This is a genomic window from Azomonas macrocytogenes (genome assembly GCF_014191985.1).
Classification (GTDB): Bacteria; Pseudomonadota; Gammaproteobacteria; order Pseudomonadales; family Pseudomonadaceae; genus Azomonas; species Azomonas macrocytogenes.
This window is the reverse complement of record NZ_JACHXI010000005.1, coordinates 140,974-161,514: the sequence shown is the minus strand read 5'-3', so window position 1 is coordinate 161,514 and position 20,541 is coordinate 140,974. Positions and strand designations below refer to the sequence as shown.

The 20,541-nt window shown below is 59.2% G+C and carries 19 protein-coding genes and 1 pseudogene; 10 read left to right on the top strand and 10 right to left on the bottom strand.

Annotated elements, in window-relative coordinates; translation table 11 throughout:
- Positions 1-35: 35 nt before the first annotated feature.
- A complete protein-coding gene (locus tag FHR87_RS07305) occupies positions 36-572 on the bottom strand; it encodes a cupin domain-containing protein (protein ID WP_183166059.1) in 537 nt (178 codons plus the stop codon).
- A gap of 511 nt (positions 573-1,083) precedes the next feature.
- On the opposite strand from FHR87_RS07305, the gene FHR87_RS07300 reads away from it, so the two are divergent.
- The 4 genes from FHR87_RS07300 to FHR87_RS07285 all read left to right on the top strand — a co-directional run bounded on the left by FHR87_RS07300 (position 1,084) and on the right by FHR87_RS07285 (position 6,411).
- Positions 1,084-2,124 carry a FecCD family ABC transporter permease gene (locus tag FHR87_RS07300; RefSeq protein ID WP_183166058.1) on the top strand — a complete coding sequence of 347 codons (1,041 nt, stop codon included), beginning with the start codon at positions 1,084-1,086 and terminating at the stop codon, positions 2,122-2,124.
- Positions 2,121-2,906: an ABC transporter ATP-binding protein gene (locus tag FHR87_RS07295; RefSeq protein WP_183166057.1), complete on the top strand. Its 786-nt coding sequence runs from the start codon at positions 2,121-2,123 to the stop codon at positions 2,904-2,906. Before FHR87_RS07300 ends, FHR87_RS07295 begins: the two co-directional genes overlap by 4 nt.
- A gap of 221 nt (positions 2,907-3,127) precedes the next feature.
- The gene (locus FHR87_RS07290; protein WP_221189758.1) at positions 3,128-5,365 is read left to right on the top strand and encodes a TonB-dependent receptor; all 2,238 of its coding nucleotides are present in this window, start codon (positions 3,128-3,130) and stop codon (positions 5,363-5,365) included.
- Between the two features lie 8 nt (positions 5,366-5,373).
- Positions 5,374-6,411, top strand: coding sequence for an ABC transporter substrate-binding protein (locus tag FHR87_RS07285; protein ID WP_183166056.1), 1,038 nt, complete (start codon positions 5,374-5,376; stop codon positions 6,409-6,411).
- A gap of 66 nt (positions 6,412-6,477) precedes the next feature.
- Here FHR87_RS07285 and FHR87_RS07280 read toward each other — a convergent pair whose 3' ends face one another.
- The 4 genes from FHR87_RS07280 to FHR87_RS07265 form a co-directional block, all read right to left on the bottom strand.
- Positions 6,478-6,906 (bottom strand): c-type cytochrome, encoded by a 429-nt coding sequence (locus tag FHR87_RS07280; protein ID WP_420826729.1) that lies wholly within the window; start codon positions 6,904-6,906, stop codon positions 6,478-6,480.
- A gap of 63 nt (positions 6,907-6,969) precedes the next feature.
- Complete coding sequence (locus FHR87_RS07275) at positions 6,970-7,518, bottom strand: cupin domain-containing protein (RefSeq protein ID WP_183166055.1); 549 nt, start codon at positions 7,516-7,518, stop codon at positions 6,970-6,972.
- Positions 7,519-7,649: 131 nt separating this feature from the next.
- Entirely contained in the window at positions 7,650-8,054 is a 405-nt protein-coding gene (locus FHR87_RS07270) for a RidA family protein (RefSeq protein ID WP_183166054.1), read from the bottom strand.
- On the bottom strand, positions 8,029-9,327 hold the full coding sequence (locus FHR87_RS07265; RefSeq protein ID WP_183166053.1) for a D-amino acid dehydrogenase: 1,299 nt from the start codon (positions 9,325-9,327) through the stop codon (positions 8,029-8,031). The genes FHR87_RS07270 and FHR87_RS07265 overlap by 26 nt, the downstream gene beginning before the upstream one ends.
- A 460-nt stretch (positions 9,328-9,787) precedes the next feature.
- Between FHR87_RS07265 and FHR87_RS07260 the strand changes: the two genes are divergently transcribed.
- The 5 genes and pseudogenes from FHR87_RS07260 (at position 9,788) to FHR87_RS07240 (ending at position 15,418) form a co-directional block, all read left to right on the top strand.
- Positions 9,788-10,153 (top strand): group III truncated hemoglobin, encoded by a 366-nt coding sequence (locus FHR87_RS07260; RefSeq protein WP_183166052.1) that lies wholly within the window; start codon positions 9,788-9,790, stop codon positions 10,151-10,153.
- Positions 10,154-10,295: 142 nt separating this feature from the next.
- A complete protein-coding gene (locus tag FHR87_RS07255) occupies positions 10,296-11,612 on the top strand; it encodes an NAD(P)/FAD-dependent oxidoreductase (RefSeq protein WP_183166051.1) in 1,317 nt (438 codons plus the stop codon).
- Positions 11,613-11,856: 244 nt separating this feature from the next.
- Positions 11,857-13,374, top strand: coding sequence for a phospholipase D family protein (locus FHR87_RS07250; protein ID WP_183166118.1), 1,518 nt, complete (start codon positions 11,857-11,859; stop codon positions 13,372-13,374).
- 378 nt (positions 13,375-13,752) lie between these two features.
- Positions 13,753-14,958 carry an MFS transporter gene (locus FHR87_RS07245; RefSeq protein ID WP_246335824.1) on the top strand — a complete coding sequence of 402 codons (1,206 nt, stop codon included), beginning with the start codon at positions 13,753-13,755 and terminating at the stop codon, positions 14,956-14,958.
- A gap of 127 nt (positions 14,959-15,085) precedes the next feature.
- A pseudogene (locus tag FHR87_RS07240) lies at positions 15,086-15,418 on the top strand (type II toxin-antitoxin system YhaV family toxin).
- A gap of 260 nt (positions 15,419-15,678) precedes the next feature.
- Here FHR87_RS07240 and FHR87_RS07235 read toward each other — a convergent pair.
- The 3 genes from FHR87_RS07235 to FHR87_RS07225 form a co-directional block, all read right to left on the bottom strand.
- On the bottom strand, positions 15,679-15,912 hold the full coding sequence (locus FHR87_RS07235) for a DUF2845 domain-containing protein (RefSeq protein ID WP_246335856.1): 234 nt from the start codon (positions 15,910-15,912) through the stop codon (positions 15,679-15,681).
- Between the two features lie 64 nt (positions 15,913-15,976).
- Positions 15,977-16,162, bottom strand: a complete 186-nt coding sequence (locus FHR87_RS07230) for a hypothetical protein (RefSeq protein WP_183166049.1) — start codon at positions 16,160-16,162, stop codon at positions 15,977-15,979.
- Between the two features lie 104 nt (positions 16,163-16,266).
- Positions 16,267-17,358 carry a calcium:cation antiporter gene (locus FHR87_RS07225; protein ID WP_183166048.1) on the bottom strand — a complete coding sequence of 364 codons (1,092 nt, stop codon included), beginning with the start codon at positions 17,356-17,358 and terminating at the stop codon, positions 16,267-16,269.
- A 362-nt stretch (positions 17,359-17,720) separates the two neighbouring features.
- Between FHR87_RS07225 and FHR87_RS07220 the strand changes: the two genes are divergently transcribed.
- Positions 17,721-17,999: a hypothetical protein gene (locus FHR87_RS07220; protein ID WP_183166047.1), complete on the top strand. Its 279-nt coding sequence runs from the start codon at positions 17,721-17,723 to the stop codon at positions 17,997-17,999.
- 361 nt (positions 18,000-18,360) lie between these two features.
- On the opposite strand, the gene FHR87_RS07215 is transcribed toward FHR87_RS07220, so the two are convergent.
- Positions 18,361-19,047, bottom strand: coding sequence for a response regulator (locus FHR87_RS07215; RefSeq protein WP_183166046.1), 687 nt, complete (start codon positions 19,045-19,047; stop codon positions 18,361-18,363).
- A complete protein-coding gene (locus tag FHR87_RS07210) occupies positions 19,044-20,525 on the bottom strand; it encodes a DUF4118 domain-containing protein (RefSeq protein ID WP_338021227.1) in 1,482 nt (493 codons plus the stop codon). The genes FHR87_RS07215 and FHR87_RS07210 overlap by 4 nt, the downstream gene beginning before the upstream one ends.
- Positions 20,526-20,541 lie beyond the last annotated feature (16 nt).

The following is a 20,541-nucleotide window of genomic DNA, read 5'->3' as shown; positions in this document are numbered from 1 at the left end:
CACGACAGATCCAAAACAGCTGCCCCGCCCAAAATTCAGGCAACGGAGCGCGCCGGCCGGTGACGCCACAGGCTAACCAAGGCCCCCTGGCTGCCAGCCAGCGGGTCCATGACCGGAATGGTGACTTTGGCTATACGGGCGACGGCAGCATCATGGGTGCGTTCATCCGGGCGTACTTCGTCATAAACCTGTTCGACTGGATAACCACCGACCACGAGTAAATCCGGGCTGGCGGCAAGCTGGCAGTGGCCGGTGCCGGCCGGCAGCACCAGGGCATCCCCGGCGCATACATCGATTTCTACCCCTTTTTCACCGCCCAGCAGCAAGCGCGCAGAACCACGGGCAATGCCAAGCACTTCATGGGCAGTCGAATGATAGTGATGGTAGTCATAAAAGCCGGCGCGCCACTGCGCTGGCCATAGATGGCTGGCGAAAAGCCTTTCGAAGCGACTGGCCAGATCCTCGGTGCCCAAAGGCAGGGCACGGTAGACAAGCACAGGGTGGGCACTGTTGGGCGTGCGCCCGTCGCTGAACAACTGCAGCTGCTCGGGTTGCGGGGCGGAGCTGGGCATTCGCTGAACCTCTTTACCTGACGGATCTGCATTCAGGTTGGACCGGGGAAAAAAGATTTTGTGCCAGCGAACGACGAAAAACGGCCCTAGAAGGCAAATTCAAATATAACCTTTTATATATACATGAAATGTACATTTCATAATTTCAAATAGAAAATCGTAAAAGTTCCCTGAAATAGGTAACATCATTATTACGGTAGATTTTTCTGGTGTACAAAAATGTCAAAATCTCCAGAAAGCTTTCTCTTGATATAAACCAACCAGAACAACCAATTAACCACATGATAAATATTAAAAAATAACTAAAACGTACGACGGTACCATTGCGTACGCTACCCACCATGTCGCGTATACATGAATATTTGTACGACTGAACCTCTGAACAAATCGCTCCGGAGAGCTTTTTTGCCACACCACTTTCTTTGCAAAATATTTCCTTATATGGTCATATACATATATAGAAAATAGCTTATCAAGCTAACGATTAACTTTTTCTCTCCTGGCTTATGTAATGAACAGCAATCCGAAACGGCCTGGTCTCGATCATCGTGAGCGATGGATCTGGAGCAGTGCAGCCCTGCTGGTGATTACAACCCTGCTGTCGCTTGGCCTGGGACGCTACGCGATTCCAGTCACGGATCTCGCGCACTTCCTGGCCGCCTGGGTCGGTTTTGGTGATTTGCCGGCAGATCGTTTCGCACTGCTACATAGCGTCATCATCGATACCCGGCTGCCGCGTGTGCTGGCCGCTATCCTGGTCGGCGCGGGCCTGTCTGTTTCCGGGGCGGCCTATCAGGCAGTATTCCGCAATCCGCTGGTATCTCCCGGATTATTAGGTGTACTAAGCGGCTGTGCCTTCGGTGCGGCCTGCGGCATCGTGCTGGGTCTGCAAGGGCTATGGATCACCGTCCTGGCCAGCCTTGCCGGCCTGCTGGCCGTAGGGATCGGTGTGGGAATCGCCAGCCTGTTTCCTGGCGCTTCGATCCTTATCCTGGTGCTGGGCGGGATCGTCAGCAATGCGTTATTCACGTCCCTGCTATCCATCGTCAAATACCTGGCCGACCCACAGGACCAACTGCCTTCCATCGTCTACTGGATGCTGGGCAGCCTCGGCGCGGTGGACACCGAGGCACTCACCTGGACAGCACCGCTGCTGATGCTGGCCATCGTACTTATGTGTCTGCTGGGGCGTGCCATCGATGCATTGTCCTTGAGCGATGACGAAGCCCACAGCCTGGGCGTGTCGGTGCGCCGCATCCGCTACGGCATCATCACGCTGGCGACCCTGATTTCGGCGTTGACCGTGAGCATCGCCGGCATGATCGGCTGGGTTGGCCTGCTGATTCCACATCTGGCACGCCTGCTGGTGGGGCCGCGCAATGCCGCACTGGTGCCCATGAGTGCCCTGCTGGGCGGCAGCTTCCTGCTGGCCGCCGACGATCTCGCCCGCACCCTGACCAGCGGCGAAATTCCGCTCGGCATCATCACCGAATTGCTCGGTGCCATTGCCTTCGTGCTGGTATTGAATCGCGTCCGGCGAGGCTGGCTATGAGCGACGCGACAACCGATACCACGCTGCGCGCACAAGGGCTGCACTACCAGCTCGGTGCGCGCACGATCCTGGAAGAAGTTTCCTTCGACGTCCGGCCAGGCGACTGCATCGCCCTGCTGGGCGCCAACGGTGCCGGCAAGAGTACGTTACTGAAAATTCTGCTGGGCTTGTTGCAACCGCAAGCTGGCCAAGTACGCCTGAATGGCCGCGATCTACATGAGCATTCCCGGCAGCAGGTCGCTCGCCAATTGGCCTATGTGCCACAGAGCCATACGCCCAGCTTTCCCTTTTCCGTGGAGCAGATCGTCGCCCAGGGCCGGCTACCGATCTCCGGTCTGGGCCGGGCACCGTCCCGAGAGGATTGGCAGGTGGTGAACCAGGCGCTGGCCGACATGCAGGTCGAGCATCTGGCCGGACGGGTCTACACCGAGCTGTCGGGTGGCGAGCGCCAGCGGGTGCTGATTGCCCGGGCCCTGGCCCAGCAGACGCGCCTGATCCTGCTCGATGAACCCATTACCGGACTGGATTACGGCCATCAGCTGCGTTTGCTCAAGCATCTGCAGCACCTGGCAGCCCAGGGCTACGGCATTCTTGCCACCACCCATCGTCCCGAACATGCCCTGGAGTCGGCCAATCGCGCCCTGGTTCTGCACCAGGGGCGGCTATTGGCGGATGGTACGCCCCATGAAGTCGTCACTGCCGAGCTGATCGCGCGTCTTTATCAGGTAGAGGTGCGACAGATCGAATGTTCTCCCTACCGTTTCTTCGTTCCTAGCGAGTAGCCGTCGATGTCATTCGCTTCCATGCAAGAGGCAACTGGCAGACCTGGGCTTCAACATCCCCACCAGGCGCCATAGCACCCGATTCGTGCCGATCCCCCAGGGATCAGGCACCGACAAAAAGAATCGTCACACAGAACGATCCACACCACTCGACTCTGTTTGCCAGCAGTCGTCGGCCCGAGCTATTGCCTAACCGATTTGTCTTCAAGTGAGTAAAGATCATGTCATCCAGCACCATGCGCCCTTTGTGGGCACCCTTACTGCTTGCCGTTTCGATCAACGCTGCCTATGCCCAGGACGGGTCGGCCCTGAACCTTGACACACTCGAAGTCATGGACAACAAGCGAAACGACGACAATTTCGCCGACGACGGCCCGCAGACGTTCGAAGAGTGGAAAGACAAGGCGCGCAATCAGGCAGCCGATCTCGGCCCCTTGGGGGACCGTAATATCCTCGATCTGCCCTATCAGTTGAATACCGTCTCTTATTCGCTGATCAAGAACCAGCAGATCAAGAACATCCAGGATGCCCTGCGCTATATCCCCTCGGTACAAGGTGACGGTGCTCGCCCACAAGCTCGCGGCATGCAGGGCAGCGTGGTGCAGAACAGCCGGATCAACGGCTTCAACATCATATCCACGACTCAGTATCCGATCGAACAGTTCGACCGTATCGAAGTGATGAACGGCCTGGCCGGCTCCCTCTATGGCCCAGCCAACCCGGCAGGAACGTTCAACTTTGTTTCCAAGCGCCCGACCGACGAAACCCGCAACCGCATTACCATGGGTGTCGGAACCGGTCTTTCGTGGCTGAAAGCAGCTGACCTGAGCGGCCCGATTCCGTCTACCAATAATCGGATCAAATACCGCCTGAACCTGCTGGACGATTCGAAATCGACCTACACCAACGATGGGCGAATCTCACGCAAACTGGCCAGCCTGGGGCTGGATTTCCAGGTCACCGACAACACTGTGATCGAGACCAACACCAGTCATTACGAATACAAAAGTCGCGGCCTGCCGGCCACCGTCGCCATCGGTGCGGCCGGCATCAATCTGCCGCATGCCCCCGACCCGACCAAAAGCGATCTGGGCCAGCACTGGGCCGGTGACCGTCAGCACACCAACACCTTCGATTTCCATATCAAGCATAACTTCGATGACAATTGGAAGCTGGACATGGGCGCTCTAAGGCAGATCGCCGACCGCGAATCCACGGCGGTTACCTATACGTTCGCCAACACGCGGGATCACAGTGCCTACACCACGGGAGTGAACACCTCCACCGCCAGCCGCTTTACCATCACTAGCTATCTCGCCAATCTCAACGGCCATGTACAGACCGGCTTCATGGATCACAATCTGACCTTTGGTGCCAGCGGCTTCGTCTGGAACAACTACAACCCTAAGAATGGCTCTTCGGTTTCGTCCGGAACGACTGGAAGCATTGGTTCAACGCCGCTTGTTGGCGGCGATTACGACAATCCCACGGATTTTGCCAAGCCGGACTTCCTGGGCGGCTTCCAGAACCGCTACCGCACAGCGAAAACCACCCAGACCTCGCTGATTTTCGGCGACACCATTACCCTGACGCCAAAGTGGATCATTTCGGGAACGGCCAGTTGGTCCAGGTTCGCCGCCAAGAATTGGAAGGCCGTCAAGCAAAATGGAAAATATGCCGGATCGACAAAGAGTGGTTACTCGGAAGACTACGGCTGGAACCAGGCACTCAGCCTGACCTATAAGCCCACCGACGATTCATCGGTTTACTTCACCTACGCCGACAGCCTGCAGCAGGGTGACCCGGCACCGACCAACGCCAGGAATGCCCAGCAGATCATCGATCCCTACCGCAGCCGGCAGTGGGAAGTCGGTTCCAAGGCCGTTGTCGGTGGCGCCCGGCTCTCGCTCGCCGCTTATCAGATCAAACGGCCCTACCAGGCAATTGCCGCCAGTGGGTATTACGACAACATCGGCGAACAACGTAACCGTGGTGTCGATTTCACCGTCGACGGCAAGCTTACGGATGACATCTATATGTTCGGCGGCGTCAGTTGGCTGCAAGCCGAGCTGCGCAAGACCGGAAACGACGCCACCAATGAAAAGCGGATCGTCGGCCTGCCGCGCTACACCGCTAACCTGTTGACCGAATACACCATACCGAACCTGCGGGAACTGGTGCTGAACCTGAATGCCCGTTACGTTGGTCGTGTGGCCACCGACCGGGAAAACACCCTGTGGTATGGCGACTACCACCTGTTCGACGTGGGTGCCCGCTACACCACCAAGGTCCAGGATCACGAAACCGTATTCCGCCTGCAGATCACCAACCTCACCGACCGGCATTACTGGACCAACATCCATCCGGGCGGCATAAACGGCTACGGCAGCTCGGGCTTTGCCAGCGCCAACCTGGGCACACCACGGATGTTCCAAGCCTCCGTCCAAGTGGATATTTAAGCGTAGCGATGAGCCATTACCGCAATTTCACTCTACTGGCCGCCAGCCTGCTCGGGCTGGTGCTCAATACCGCCAGCGCATGGGCCGAGCCACGCAGCGTCATCGACGACAGCGGTCGGCAGGTCGAGCTGCCGGACCAGGTCGAACGCATTGCCGAGACCTGGTTCGCGCATCAGGAACTGTTGATGACCCTGGGTGCCGGACCACGAATCGTCGCCACGGTGAACAATCCACAGACCCGGCCCTGGATGTTCAAGGTCCAGCCATTGCCGGATGGCACCGCGCTGACCCATGGCGATGCCTTCAATGTAGAAAGCCTGCTGGCGGCGCGGGTCGATGTCGTCTTTACGGCGACAGCGGGTGAACGCAATGCCCTGGCCTACGAGCAGGCCGGTATCCCCACGTTGCGCATGAATTTTACCGACCTGCCCTCGCTCCAGCGCTCCCTCGTCACCATCGCACAGGTATTGGGCACGCCAGAAGCCCGGCAGCGGGCCGAGGCCTACAATGCCTATCTCGACGAGAAGCTACATGAGGTGCATACGCTCACCGACCCACTCACCGATGCCCAGCGCCCGCGGGTGCTGCACATCGCCTCGCTGAACCCGCTACGGGTCGATGGCAGTGGTACGCTGATCGACGACTGGATCAAGGTGGCGGGCGGACGCAACGCGGCAACCGGCCTCAACGGCAATCAGCAGCCGGTTTCCGGCGAGCAATTGCTTGCCTGGCAACCCGATGTGATCATCCTCGCGGCCAACGCTGGCGCGCTGGACTCCGCCCCCGATGCCGCGCTGTTCAAGCACCTGCCGGCCGTCACGCAGGGTCGGCTGCTGCGCAATCCCGATGGCGTGTTCCCCTGGGATCGCTACGGCACGGAAGCGGCATTGCAGATCCAGTGGGCTGCCCGGCAACTGCACCCGGAGCGGTTTTCGCACGTCAATATGATCGAACGCACCATCGATTTCTATCGGCGCTTCTTCGATTACCCGCTCAAGCCCGAGGACGCGCAACGCATCCTCGATGGGTTGCCGCCCGCTTCGTAAAAGGCGCGCCCACCATGCAAAAGCCCGCGATCTGCGGGCTTTTTGCTTTCACGAGAGAAACCGGCGCTACAACCCGGACATATGCTCGATAGCGGCCTGCAACTCTTCATCTGTGCAGTCGAAACAGAGGCCCTTGGGCGGCATGGCGTTGCGTCCGGCAATCGTCGATGCAAGCAACGCATCGAGCCCGCCCCGTTGCTCGGTCCGGGCTTTCCAGGCCGCGCCATCACCGATCATCGGTGCATTCGGCAGGCCGACGCCATGACAGACGGCGCAGAACCGCTCGGTGATCTCCTCGCCGCTGCGCATGATCCTGGCGGGCACGACCATCCGCTCGGTGACGGTGCAAGGCTGTCCCTCGATACAGACGTGACCCACGGGTGTCAGCCGCCTTGCAATGACTGAGTCGTCGCTCCCGGCCTGAGCGGACAGGCAGCCCAGCAGCATGGCAACGGCTGGAACCGACAAGCTTTTCCTGCTCTTGATCGAATTCACCTTTTACTCTCGTCTGGCCGAACATGAATCGCCATGGTTGCCCGGGAATACACCATGCAGCGCCTAAAAATTTGCCGGGGTCGTCGCACTGATCAGGCGCGCCGGCTGGTCGAAGGGGTTGCGTAAACGGTGCGGCTGGCTACCGTCGAAATAGTAGCTGTCACCGCATTCCAGCAAATAGGTCTGGCTGCCAACCGTCAGCTCCAGTCGGCCTTCGATCAATACGCCGGCTTCTTCGCCGTCATGAACGAACATTTCCTCGCCGGTGTCGGCACCCGGTGGATAGGTTTCATCGAGAAAGGCGATGGCGCGCCCGGTGTGCGCCTTGCCGATCAGCTTCATGCTCACCGAACCGGTGGAGATATCGAGCAGCTCGCCAGCCTTGTAGACCACCTGGGCATGTCGGTCCTGTTCCATATCCATGGAAAAGAACTCCATCAGCGACATGGGAATCCCCGCCAGCACCTTCTTCAACGAGCTGATCGAAGGGCTCACGCTGTTTTTCTCGATCATGGAAATAGTGCTGTTGGTAACGCCTGCGCGCTTGGCGAGTTCGCGCTGGGAAAGACCCTTCAGTCTGCGGATGGTCTGCAAGCGTGTCCCGACGTCCAAGACGGCCTCCACAAGCGAAAAAAGGCCATAATAATGGCCAGAGTGTGCAATATTTTCAACGCTTGGAGACGGAGATTATCCAGACATCAGGCCAGTGCGGCGGCCCGCTCAACGCGACCGCCAAATCGGGATCAGTTCTGCGCAGTGATGGTCGAGGCAAACGCCACCGTCTTGCCCAACGCCTCGGACAGCGCGGCGGTTACACTGATTTCCACCCGGACCTCGGGCCGGTACAGCTTCGCTTCAACGGTCGTGCGTGCAGGCGTGGCCCCCGGTGCGACCCAGGCATCCCAGACTTCGTTCATGCCCGCGTAGTCGGCGGCAATGTCCTTGAGATAGATGGTCGCCGCTAGCAGCCGCGCCTTGTCGCTGCCAGCTTCGGCCAGCAGGCGGTCGATTGCTGCCAGGGTATCGCGGGTTTGCTGGCGAATGTCGCCACCGAGATCGTCGGCCAACTGGCCGGACAAATAGACCGTCCCATTGTGGATGACCGCTTCGCTGTAGCGGGTTTCAGTGTACAGGCGTCGGATTGCCATGCCTGTGGATCTCCTTGAGTTTGCCGTAGCGGAAAATGTCCAGCCCTTCGGTGCTGATCTGCGGGCGCTGCTGCGCCAGCAGGTCGGCCAGCAGGCGGCCGGAGCCGCAGGCCATGGTCCAGCCGAGCGTACCGTGGCCGGTGTTGAGGTAAAGGTTGCGATACGGCGTGGCACCGATGAGCGGCGTACCATCTGGCGTATTCGGGCGTAGGCCGGTCCAGAACTCCGCCTCGCCCAGAGCGCCGCCCTGCGGGTAGAGATCGTTGACGATCATTTCCAGTGTTGCCCGCCGCTTCGGGTTGAGCGAGAGATCGTAGCCGGCGATTTCCGCCATGCCGCCCACGCGGATGCGCTGGTCGAAGCGGGTGATGGCCACCTTGTAGGTCTCGTCGAGGATGGTGGAAACCGGCGCCATGGCCGGATCGGTGATCGGCACAGTCAGCGAATATCCCTTGAGCGGGTAGATCGGCGCACGCAGGTCCAGCGCCTCCAGCAGCAACGGACTGTAGCTGCCCATGGCCAGCACATAATAGTCGGCCGTTTCCAACTGGCCGTCGATCATTACTCCCTTGAGGCGGTCGCCGTCGCGCTCGAGGCGCTGGACATTTCTTTCGAAACGAAATTCGACGCCCAGCCGGGCCGCCATCTCGGCCAGATGGCTGGTAAACAGCTGACAATCGCCGGTCTGATCGTTGGGCAGGCGCAAGGCACCACTCAATTTGTGCGTAACCTGTGCCAGCGCCGGCTCGACCCGGGCGATACCCTCACGATCCAGCAGTTCGTACGGCACACCGGAACGCTCCAGCACAGCAATATCCTTGGCCGCGGCGTCCAGCTGCTGCTGGGTACGGAACAGTTGGGTAGTACCCAGTTGCCGGCCTTCGTAGGCGATACCGGTTTCGACGCGCAACTCGTCCAGGCAATCGCGGCTGTATTCGGAAAGACGCACCATGCGTTCCTTGTTGATCGCGTAACGGGCCGCCGTGCAGTTGCGCAGCATCTGCGCCATCCACCAATACTGGCGTAGATCGCCGGTCAGCTTGATGGCCAGCGGTGCGTGATCCTGCAACAGCCACTTGATGGCCTTCAGTGGTACACCGGGCGCAGCCCAGGGCGAGGCGTAGCCGGGCGAAACCTGGCCGGCGTTGGCAAAGCTGGTTTCCAGTGCAGGCCCCGGCTGACGGTCGACCACGACCACCTCGAAACCGGCACGCGCCAGATAATAGGCACTGGTCGTACCGATCACACCACTGCCGAGAATCAGAACACGCATCGCTCCTCCCTAGTCCTCGCGGACCGCCTCATTTGGGTGTCTGTGCGAAATCTGTCGCGGCTGGAATAGGCTCAGGATCACACAGATAAACGCATTGGGGATAGTTGCCCGTATCCGCAGTATAAGAACAGCCGCTTGTCGGTGTCGCCTGCGCTGCGATTCTCTTTCGAATCTTTTGCTCTGCACACACGCTACGCAGAGACAGCCGTTTGTGAGCGGTATTTGCATCGCCATCGCCAGACTTTCGTGAATGCGGGCTGCGCTGCAGGCCATATCCCGGTGCGTGGCGGTGGAACGCTGTGCCGAGACGCTATATCACACCTTATATTGAAAGACCTGCGAGAATAGAATTGCGGCCTTGTTTTCCACCTCACGCCAACATCTCGTACCGACTGCCAGTGGGTAAATGAAAACGGGCTTTCGGTCCAACGTTTATTTTCGTATTCAAGGAGCATGCCCGATGACCATGGTTACCGACCAACAGATTTCCGACCTGGTCCAGTTATTCTACGGACGCGCTCGCGAACATGCCGAGCTCGGCCCGGTGTTCAACGGTGTGGTGGACGACTGGGATCATCACCTGCAGATCGTGCAGAACTTCTGGTCCCATGTCCTGCTCGGCACCGACACCTACAAGGGCCACCCCTACCCTGTGCATACGAGCATGCCGATCCCGATCCAGCGCCAACATTTCGATGCCTGGCTGGAGCTGTTCCGTGAAGCGGCCCACCAGACCCTGCCAACAGAGGCAGCGGAAAAAGCCATTGCCCGCGCCGAGCACATGGCCACGAGTTTCAAGGCCGGCCTGTTTCCCTTCGATCGCTGAAAAGATCGACCAGTTGTCAGTTCCCTGAACCGGCAACTGTTCATCTGAGTGATTCTTTGCGACTTCGTACCATTCGGCTCTATCCTTCCGAGGTGCCGTTCGATAACGCAACATGCCATTTCCTGTGGACACGTCTTCGCTCATGACTATCGTTTCCAATGCAGCCCCGCAGCATAGCGACGCCCACGTCTTTTCCTACTACGCTGCCACGCTCAATCGCCAGCTCGGCTTCGCCAGCCTCGAAGGCGATTTCCAGGCCGATATCTGCGTGATCGGCGGCGGTTTCACCGGGCTCAATACCGCCATCGAGCTGGCCGAGCGCGGTTTTTCCGTCATTCTCCTGGAGGCCCGCCGGATCGGCTGGGGTGCCAGCGGGCGCAACGGCGGCCAGCTGATCCGCGGCATCGGGCACGATGTCAAACGCTTCCTGCCGCTGCTCGGCGCCGAAGGCGTGAACGAACTCAAGCGCATGGGTCTGGCCGCCGTGGACATCGTTCGCCAGCGCATTCAGCAGCATGCCATCGACTGCGACCTGACCTGGGGTTTCTGCGACCTGGCGAACAAACCGCGCCATCTCGACGCGCTCGCCGAAGACCATGCCGAGTTGACGCGCCAGGGCTACTCGCACCCATTGCGTCTGCTGTCGCGCGCTGAATTGGGCGAGGTAATCAACTCCGGACGCTACCTGGGCGGTCTGCTGGACATGGGGTCGGGCCACCTGCACCCACTCAACCTGGCGCTTGGCGAAGCAGCGGCGGCTAATTCGCTGGGCGTGCAAGTGTTCGAACGCTCGCCGGTAACACGCATCGGCTATGGCGCCAAACCAGTGGTGCATACGGCGCGTGGCCGGGTGACGGCCAATACCCTGGTGCTGGCCTGCAACGCCCACCTGGGGCGCCTGCAACCGCAGCTGTCCGGCAAGGTGCTGCCCGCCGGCAGCTACATGATCGCCACCGAACGCATGCCCAAATCGTTCTGCCACGAGCTGCTGCCGATGAACGCGGCGGTCTGCGACCAGAAGATGCCGCTGGATTACTTCCGCCTGTCAGCCGACGGGCGCCTGTTGTTCGGTGGCGCTTGCCATTATTCCGGACGCGATCCGAAAGATATCGGCGCCTACATGTTGCCGAAAATGCTCAACGTCTTCCCTCAGCTACTGGGCATCCACCTGGAATATGCCTGGGGTGGCATGATCGGCATCGGTGCCAATCGCCTGCCGCAGATCGGGCGTCTGCCAGAGCAGCCCAACATCTACTATGCCCAGGCCTACGCCGGACACGGACTCAACGTCACTCATCTGGCTGGTCGCCTGCTCGCCGAGGCCATCGCCGGCCAGCAGGGTGGCGGCTTCGATCTGTTTGCCAGAGTGCCGCATCCGACCTTTCCCGGTGGCCCCCACCTGCGCTCGCCGCTGCTGGCCCTCGGTATGCTCTGGTATCGACTCAAAGATCTCCTCTGATCGCCAAACTGCTGTACGAAAGTAGTCTGCGCCCGGTCAACTCGCGTTAACCAAGGCAGTAGAAGGCTTACTTGCCACGCATAAGCGTGCGTGCACGCCCTGTGCGCTTTCTTGGCATTTTTGCCTCGCCCGCCCCTCACTCGTCGATGGCCCATACAGAACCTGCTGGCGCTGCGCTGTCCAACGACTTTGACGGTCCTCCAGCGAAGGAGTCCTTGTGCCCTTACGCGCGCTGTTTCTGGCAATGCTGCTCCTGGCCGGCTGTACCAGCCACCTCCAGCCCGAACCTTCGCAAGCGCTGCCGGCACAGCAATCGTCGCTCGGCCGGCAAGTCCTGCAACTGGCCAGTGCGCAGCCGCCAGGCTACTCCGGGTTCCGCCTGCTTGCCTCCAGTACCGATGCCTTCAGTGCCCGCGCGGAAATGATCCGCGCCGCGCGCAGCAGCCTGGATATCCAGTACTACATCGTCCATGACGGCCTGACCACGCGAACCTTGGTGGATGAGCTGTTCAAGGCTGCCGACCGTGGCGTGCGTGTCCGCCTGTTACTCGACGACACCACCAGCGATGGCAACGACTACACCATCGCTACCCTGGCGGCGCATCCGAACATTCACATTCGCGTGTTCAACCCGCTGCATGTGGGCCGCAGCAACGGCGTCACGCGCCTGCTCGGCCGGCTATTCGACCTCTCCCGACAGCACCGGCGCATGCACAACAAGTTGCTGCTGGCCGACAGTTGCCTGGCCATCGTCGGCGGACGCAACCTCGGCGACGAATACTTCGACGCTGACCAGCAGATCAATTTCGCCGATATCGACCTGCTTGGCGCCGGACCGGTAGCTACGCAGCTGTCGAAGAGCTTCGACCAGTATTGGAACCACTCGCTGAGCACGCCGATCCAGCAATTTCTCCATACCCCCCCGGACCAGACCGATCTGTGGCGCACCCGTAACGAAATCCGCCAATACCTGGCCGACGCGTTCCGCGATGACCGGGAACGCTACCGGCGTGTGATGGAGTATCGCGAACATCTGCCCCTGCGCTGGCTGGACAGATTGCTCTGGGCGCCGGGCCAGGCGCTCTGGGACAGCCCCGAGAAGCTCCAGTCCGTCGGCGAACCCGCGCCGGAGCTGCTATTGACCACCCAGCTCATGCCCGTACTGCGCAGCACCCAGACGGAGTTGACCTTGATTTCCGCCTATTTCGTCCCGACCGCTGAAGGCGTGCGCTTTCTCACCGACCGCTCACGCAGCGGCAGCACCGTCCGCATCCTCACCAACTCCCTGGAAGCCACCGACGTCCCGGCCGTCCACGGCGGCTACGCGCCCTACCGCCGGGCCATGCTCGAACAAGGCGTGCGCCTGTTCGAACTGCGCCGACAACCGGGCGACGACATCTACTACAGCTTCAGCGGCAATTCCGAATCCAGCCTGCACAGCAAGGCCGCCGTCATCGACCGGCAACGCGCCTTTATCGGCTCGCTGAACTTCGACCCCCGCTCCTATCTGTGGAATACCGAACTCGGCATCCTGGTCGACAGCCCCGAACTGGCCGGCGAAGTGAATCGCCTGGCGCTGGAAGGCACCGCGCCGGCCGTCAGTTATGAAGTCCGGCTGGTAGAGCGCGAGGGTGAAAAGCGGTTGGTCTGGGTGGGTGAAAAGGATGGCCGGCAACAGGTACTGGAAAAGGAACCGGGCGGGATCTGGCGACGATTCAATGCATGGTTGGCGGAGGTGATTGGCTTGGAGCAAATGCTTTAAGGCCGTGCAGTGACGGTTGTAACAAGCAGCAAACCTGCCGCATCATCCGTAGATCACGGATGCGACCTGACCGATACCTTGCTCGATTCAATCAGGAGAAGGCATGAACGAAATCCAGCATTTTCTTGCTCATTGCAGTTAGGTTTCGCCAGCATCGGAATGGTACCTCCGGCCGCAACAACCTTCGAAGACCGGATGCAGGACAATCCACAGCTTCGGCTTGCAAGTCACCACGGCCTCTGCCAAGGCCAACGCTCCAGTGCCACCTGAATCACTCCTCGCAACTGGACGCTCATCGTCCAAGGCATTGCATCTCCCGCGTCACCGCTATTCGCGCGGGTAAAAAACCGCTTCTCACATTCGGAGAGATTGTTCGATATGACTGATATTTCCTCATCTGCAGACGCCAAAGCACAATCAACGATGACCCCGGGGCTGGTCCTGCTGTTTGCGGTTTGCTGCGGTGTCATCGTGGCTAACCTCTATTATTCGCAGCCGATCATCGAATTGATCGCCCCCGACCTTAACCTGTCACCCGGCAGCGCCAGTTTGATCGTCTCCCTGACCCAGGTCGGCTATGCACTGGGATTGTTTTTTCTGGTGCCGCTGGCCGACCTGCTGGAAAACCGGCGTTTGATGCTCGTGACCACCACTGTGACCACCTTCAGCCTGGCGGGCGCTGCGCTGGTGGAACAGCCGGGCAGCTTTCTACTGATATCGGCCCTGATCGGCTTCAGCTCGGTCTCGGTACAGATACTGATTCCGCTGGCAGCCCACCTGACGCCCGAGGCAGCGCGCGGCCGGGTAGTAGGCGGCATCATGAGTGGCCTGCTGCTGGGCATTCTGCTGGCGCGGCCGCTGGCCAGCGTGATCACCGATCACTTCGGCTGGCGCATGGTGTTCGTCACTGCAGCCGTCGTCATGCTGGCGATCATGCTGGTGATCTCCTTCACCATTCCCCGGTACCAACCGAACCAGAAGGCTACCTATGGGCAATTGCTGGCCTCGCTGTGGTACCTCCTGCGGCGCGAACCGGTACTGCGCCAGCGCGCCTTCTACCAGAGCCTGATGTTCGCCACATTCATCCTATTCTGGACCGTCGTGCCATTGGAACTGGCACGTCACTACGGGCTGTCGCAGACCCATATCGCCCTGTTCGCCCTGGTTGGCGCAATCGGCACCGTTGCCGCGCCGCTCAGCGGCCGCCTGGCGGATGCCGGCCACACTCGGAGCGCCTCGCTGGTGGCCATGTTGCTCGCGACCCTGAGCTTCCTGCCGGGTCTACTCGTTCCTGGTACCGGTATCATTGGCCTGGCGCTCACCGGCATCATGCTGGATTTCGCTGTGCAGATGAACATGGTGCTTGGCCAGCGCGCCATCTACACCCTCGACCCCGCCAGCCGCGGCCGCCTGAATGCGCTGTATATGACCAGTATTTTTATCGGCGGCGCTATCGGCTCGGCCGTGGCCAGCTCGCTCTACGGCGCAGGCGGCTGGCGTTTGATCGCCATTATCGGCAGCGTCCTGCCCCTGATTGCGCTACTGGCTTTCTGCAAGCAATCGCGCAGCGCGAATTGCACGTAAAGCCGGGGTTTCCGGGACTGGGTTAACGACGTCCCAGTCCAATGGTTTTGGCACGAGGAAAGTCTGGCATCTTCTGGATTCTGTGCTCAAGCGCCAAGTGATGCGATCCTCCCGAGCGTTATAGCCCATGGAATTCGATGTCATCTCTCAGGATCCGACCAAACCCCAATACCGGCAAGACAGCACCCTGGGTGAGGATCATAAGCACTGGTTTCGTGCCAAGTTCTTTCAGCAGTATCGACTGTTCTTCCGTTACCACGGCCCGAGCAAGGTGATCGTGTTTTGGCTTGGGTGAACGATGCAGAGATCAAGCGCGCCTATGTAAAGCAGTGACGATGCCTACCGGGTTTTCCGGAAGATGCTGGCCAGCGGTCATCCGCCTGACGAGTGGGATCAGTTGCTGAAAGAAGCCAAGTCGGGAGTCGCGCGTCTACATTCGGCAATAGTGCCAGTCAAATGAGCTTTATCGTAGAGCGGCCGAATGCCTCAAGTAAGCGTGTGGGTCAGCTGTTTACCAGCCTCTGACAAGCAGATGGCTGAGGCGCCGACTGATGCTGATTTGCTTGAGCGCTGACGAGGCAATCTGTAAGCATGGATCAGTTATGACCGATGAAGTACTGCTAAAGCCAAGGGCAGTATCAGGGGAATCACAAACGGGTGGAAAAGCCGCCTATAAAGATTTTTACTGTAAGCTGAATCAGATAAAAATATCGCATAATATTACAACCGACGGCTTTCAATTTTCTCTAATTTACCATTTATAAAGCGTAAGAAATAATACATGCCATTATTGTCCCCATAGACCCAGTTTTCTACTGGAACTGAATTCACTGGGGTTCTCCCGTTGGGATCTATTATCGGATTCATCACTTCTCTACTTGTTGGGGAGCCACATTTTCTTTCAACTTCGAATATTGTATCTCCCTCACTAATTATTCCACTGCCACATCTCATGGAGGCTTGTACATATATAGGAAGAAGAAATATTATAAATATAAGTTTTTTCATAATCTACCTGCTAATTTATGGCTAACCGATATCGATCAGCCATAAAATTGGCATATTTATCCACAATATCAAAAACCGATATCGTTGTATGACTTCCCGCTGCAGATACAGCCTGCTGTAAATTATTGGCTGTCGGCTGTGCTCCGTTAAAGTCAACACTGAAGCGCTTAGGACTTGAGGCCACCATGGCGATCATACTGGAATTCCATGTGAAAACGACTCCCGCTTTTAAACAGCAAGCCAAATTAAAATAACGATTCATAAAATCAAACAATACATATTTGATTCGTGACGTGCTCCCTACAATCCAATCACCGTCAGCATGATAAAAGTCGCGAACAGTACGAAGTGCGTCATGCCTTCGATGGCGTTGGTTTCCCCGTCGTTGAGGTTGATCGCGGCGACGATCAGGGTGACGAACATCATGACGCTCTGCACGGGCGTCATGGCCATTTGGATCTGGTGGCCGGTGAACAAGGCAATGGCTTCGACCACCGGCACGGTGAGGATGACGGTGGAAAGCGACGCCCCCAGGGCGATGTTGATGACCGATTGCATGCGGTTGGCCATGGCGGCGCGCAGGGCGGTGAGGATTTCCGGACTGGCGGAAATGATTGCCACGACCAAGGCTGAAACCATGGGCGGCACCGGCAAGCCTTCGAGGCCGGCGCCCAGGGCCTGGGACATTACTTCAGCCAGCGCGCCGGTCAGGACGACCCCGACGACCAGCAATGCGCCGGAGCGCTTCACATTGCCGCCCGAATGAGCTTCTTCGGTTTCAGGTTTTTTCTTGCGCTTTTCCGGATAGTTGTAGCTGAAGAAGTAGCTTTGCGGTCCGGTTTGCATATGCAGGAACAAGGCGTACATGGACACCATGACGACGATGGTGAACAGGGAATACAGATGCCAGCGCGTGGCCGGGATGAATTCGGGAACCAGCATGGAGATGCTGACGGCGGTGAGGATCATCACCCCATAGCTGCGGCTGGAATTGTCGTTGTAGACCTGCTCGCCGTGCTTGAGCCCGCCCAGCAGCGCTGCCAGGCCGATGATGCCATTGATGTCCAGAATGACAGCCGCGTAGATGGTGTCCCGTGCCAGGGTCGGTGAATGATCATGCTTCATCATGATCGCCAGGATGATGACCTCCACCAGTACGGCCGCCAGCGTCAGGATCATGGTGCCGTAGGGGTCGCCGACCTTTTCGGCCAGCACCTCCGCATGGTTCGCCACGCGCATGGCCGTGCCGATGATGGCGGCGATCAGTACGCCCGCGCCCACCAACGCCACCACCTGCCCGTCGTCGACGAGTTGTGGTTCGAATACATAGGCCAGCACGCCGATCATCAGCGCGACCAGCATCGGGCTTTCGTCTTTGAGTATCGCAATCATCCAGCGAAGGTCCTTGAATCACGCCGACCAGCGGCAGCTTGCTTGCTGTGTTCACGCAAGGTGCCCATAAAACCACGCAAGCTATCGATTTCCGTGAGTTTTTTATACAAACACATTTACCGGCCATGAATAGACCGCTTTCCTCGCCAGTTCTGACCGCAACCAGGCCGGCATGCGCGACGCGAACCAGCAAAATTCCACATTCCACGGGATGACGTGTCCGTCAGCTCATCCAGGCGCAAAATATTCTATATCCGATGCTTTACAATAAATCCGAAACGATCACCGAATCGCGCTACGCAGCAGGATTCGGTACGGCCACCATGGAACCTCAGCAGACCGCTCAAGCAGGAGAAGAAAGCATGCCGAGTATCGAAATGAAATGCCCGGACGGGCGAGCGAACGACTGCCACGCAACGGTCGAGGTCTACCTGCCCTTCGAACTGTTCGACGATCAGCTCGAAAGTTTGCAGAACGGCGATTCCATTACCATCACCGAGGACAACCTGTGTGATAACTACATCGGTTTTCTGGGTCACGAAGACAGCCGCCAGTTGGCCGAGGAAGGACAACTGACGCTTTTCCCCGAGCACCTCAAGATCGAATGCTGCTCAGCCTGCCGCAGCGGCGAAAATGCCTGATCGGGCACCTTATCGCCATTGTGCCGCGTTGCCCTCCTGCGGCCTCACGCAAAACCAGAACTCCAGGGTGCTGGACAGCTGGAACTGCCGGGCTTCGCCGATCGAGACGTAGTACCGGTTGGCGCTGGGCGAGAAACACCTGCAGGAAATCCTGCTCCGGTGCCGTTTCGGTGTCGGGGGTAGCCACCGGACCACGTTCGGGAAGGACGAGTTGAGACATCGATTCGAGCTGGCATCAGGCAGCGACGGAAATTGCCCCGGATGATAATGTTTATCATCCACGACCGATAGTAGCGCCGTGCTTCTGCTGCTTGCCGCTGCTCCGCAGATATCGCTCAGCGGAGCTTGCCGACCCCCCGTTTCATAGCTGGAAGCGATAACCGACGCCCGTCTCCGTCAGGATGTGCTGGGGCTGCGCCGGATTATTTTCGATCTTCTGCCGCAGTTGTCCGACGTAGACGCGCAGGTACTGGTTGTTTTCCGCACGATCGCCCCAGACCCCGGAGAACAGGTAGCTATGGGTCAGTACCCGGCCGGGATTTGAAACCAGCAGGATCAGCAGCCGGTATTGGATATCGGTCAGGTGCAGTGGCTCGCCGGCGCGGGTGACCACGCGGCGGGCACAGTCGATTTGGCAATCGCCGAAGCGGATGATGGGGTCGAGTTGATCGCGTTCCTCAGTCGTGCGTTGCAGCAGCGCACAGACCCGCTCCACCAGTTCGGCTACGCTGAACGGCTTGGTCAGATAATCGTCGGCGCCGGCGTCCAGGGCGGTGATCTTGCTGATTTCCTGAGTGCGCGCCGACAGCACCAGGATCGGCACCGAGGACCAGATGCGATAGTCGCGGATGAAGTTGATGCCGTTGCGATCCGGCAGGCCAAGATCGAGGATCAACAGGTCCGGCTTGCAGGCGCCAGCCTGGGCTGCGCCTTCGGCGGCAGTCTGCGCCTCGACGACGGCATAGCCTTCGCTTTCCAGGGTTCCGGCGACCAGTTCGCGAATCTGTGGATCATCCTCCACCAGTAGGATGGTGTACGTTTCACTCATAATCCCTCCAGTTCCTTGAGCGTGGGCGGCGTGCCTACTGGCAGCCGTAGCCGGAAACACGCGCCGCCGCCCAGGCGATTTTCCGCCAGCACCTGGCCACCGTGCACCTCGGCAAAGCCGCGGGCGATGGCCAGGCCCAGGCCGACGCCGGGAATATTGGACTCCTCGCGGCCCCGGCGGAACATGTTGAACAGATCCTCGAGTGCCTCCGGCGGCAGGCCGGGGCCCCAATCGCAGACCAGTACTTCCACCCAGTCACCCAACCGGCGAACCACCAGCTCCACCGGAGTATCCGCCGGCGAAAACTTGATGGCATTCTCCAGCAGGTTCCACAGCAACCGTTCGATCAGCACCGCGTCAAAGCGCAAAGGCGGCAAATCGGGTGAGACGTCCACCGTGATCTCACGGTCCTTCCAGTGCCTCTTGACCAGCCGCAGGGTAGTGCCGATTACGTCTTCGATGGGCTGCCATGCCTCGTTCAGATCAATGGAACCCGAACGCAGGCGGGCCATGTCCAGCAGGTTGGTGACTTGCTGATTGATCAACAGCGCCTGGTTCTTGAGGGCAGCCAGCATGTTCCGCTGGCGCTCTGGCGAGATTTTATCCAATTCCAGGGTCTCGGCCAGGCCGACCATCACCGTCAAGGGGGTACGCAGATCGTGGGAAAGCGCGGAAAGAATGGAATTGCGCAAAGCTTCGGCGGAACGGCGGATTTCGGTTTCCCTAGCGACATCCGCAAAATGCGTGCGTTGTAGCGCCACCGTCACGACCGATGAGGCCGTTTCCAATAATTCCTGGGTAGCCGGCGTCCTCGCCGTCGTCGTGGGCAGCTCGCAAGCCAGGACACAGCGCGGATCGACACAGGCGGCCAGCGGCATCAGTACCAGCGTGAGCTGCTGGCTGCTGCCGTTGCTCAACAATGGCTGGCCTTGATTGAGGGCGGCACGCAATAACGCTCCGGTCAGCGGAGGCGGCGGCTGGTCACAGGCGCTTTCCGGAATAATCCGGATATTCACGGCCTGTAGCGCGATGCGCAGAAAACGACTGGTGACCTGCGCCACTTCCTCCGACGTCAGCGACGCGCCGAGCTGGCGTGCCAGGTCGTATAACGCGCGGGACTGGGTTTCCCAGGCATCCACCTGTTCGGCTTTGCTCTTCAGGGATGCGGTGAGATGCCCGACCAGCACGGCCACCACCAGCATGACCACGGCAGCCAACAGGTATTGCGGCTCGGTGATCGCCAGGGACAACGGCGGTGGCACGAATAGATAGAGATAGAACAGGGAGTTGGACACGGCTGCGAAAATCGCCGGACCGCGCCCGTAGCGGCTGCCGGTGACGACCACACCCAGCACATAAAACAGCACTGTATTGGCCAGATCGAGGGACGCCTGCAGCGGCAGTATAAACAGCGTAAGACCGATGCTGACCAGCAGAGCGGGCTGGTAGTTACGAACGGACACGGCGGTCTGACTCACTTGAAAGCCTGGAGAA

What these genes read in the sequence shown, in the direction of transcription:
- FHR87_RS07230 (WP_183166049.1), bottom strand. Translation starts at nt 16,162, where the DNA reads ATGATCGCCATGGTGGCCTCAAGTCCTAAGCGCTTCAGTGTTGACTTT.
- FHR87_RS07235 (WP_246335856.1), bottom strand. Translation starts at nt 15,912, where the DNA reads ATGAGATGTGGCAGTGGAATAATTAGTGAGGGAGATACAATATTCGAA.
- FHR87_RS07270 (WP_183166054.1), bottom strand. Translation starts at nt 8,054, where the DNA reads ATGGCAATCCGACGCCTGTACACTGAAACCCGCTACAGCGAAGCGGTC.
- FHR87_RS07215 (WP_183166046.1), bottom strand. Translation starts at nt 19,047, where the DNA reads ATGAGTGAAACGTACACCATCCTACTGGTGGAGGATGATCCACAGATT.
- FHR87_RS07220 (WP_183166047.1), top strand. Translation starts at nt 17,721, where the DNA reads ATGCCGAGTATCGAAATGAAATGCCCGGACGGGCGAGCGAACGACTGC.
- FHR87_RS07290 (WP_221189758.1), top strand. Translation starts at nt 3,128, where the DNA reads ATGTCATCCAGCACCATGCGCCCTTTGTGGGCACCCTTACTGCTTGCC.
- FHR87_RS07265 (WP_183166053.1), bottom strand. Translation starts at nt 9,327, where the DNA reads ATGCGTGTTCTGATTCTCGGCAGTGGTGTGATCGGTACGACCAGTGCC.
- FHR87_RS07245 (WP_246335824.1), top strand. Translation starts at nt 13,753, where the DNA reads ATGACTGATATTTCCTCATCTGCAGACGCCAAAGCACAATCAACGATG.
- FHR87_RS07300 (WP_183166058.1), top strand. Translation starts at nt 1,084, where the DNA reads ATGAACAGCAATCCGAAACGGCCTGGTCTCGATCATCGTGAGCGATGG.
- FHR87_RS07260 (WP_183166052.1), top strand. Translation starts at nt 9,788, where the DNA reads ATGACCATGGTTACCGACCAACAGATTTCCGACCTGGTCCAGTTATTC.
- FHR87_RS07225 (WP_183166048.1), bottom strand. Translation starts at nt 17,358, where the DNA reads ATGATTGCGATACTCAAAGACGAAAGCCCGATGCTGGTCGCGCTGATG.
- FHR87_RS07250 (WP_183166118.1), top strand. Translation starts at nt 11,857, where the DNA reads ATGCTGCTCCTGGCCGGCTGTACCAGCCACCTCCAGCCCGAACCTTCG.
- FHR87_RS07255 (WP_183166051.1), top strand. Translation starts at nt 10,296, where the DNA reads ATGACTATCGTTTCCAATGCAGCCCCGCAGCATAGCGACGCCCACGTC.
- FHR87_RS07295 (WP_183166057.1), top strand. Translation starts at nt 2,121, where the DNA reads ATGAGCGACGCGACAACCGATACCACGCTGCGCGCACAAGGGCTGCAC.
- FHR87_RS07285 (WP_183166056.1), top strand. Translation starts at nt 5,374, where the DNA reads ATGAGCCATTACCGCAATTTCACTCTACTGGCCGCCAGCCTGCTCGGG.
- FHR87_RS07305 (WP_183166059.1), bottom strand. Translation starts at nt 572, where the DNA reads ATGCCCAGCTCCGCCCCGCAACCCGAGCAGCTGCAGTTGTTCAGCGAC.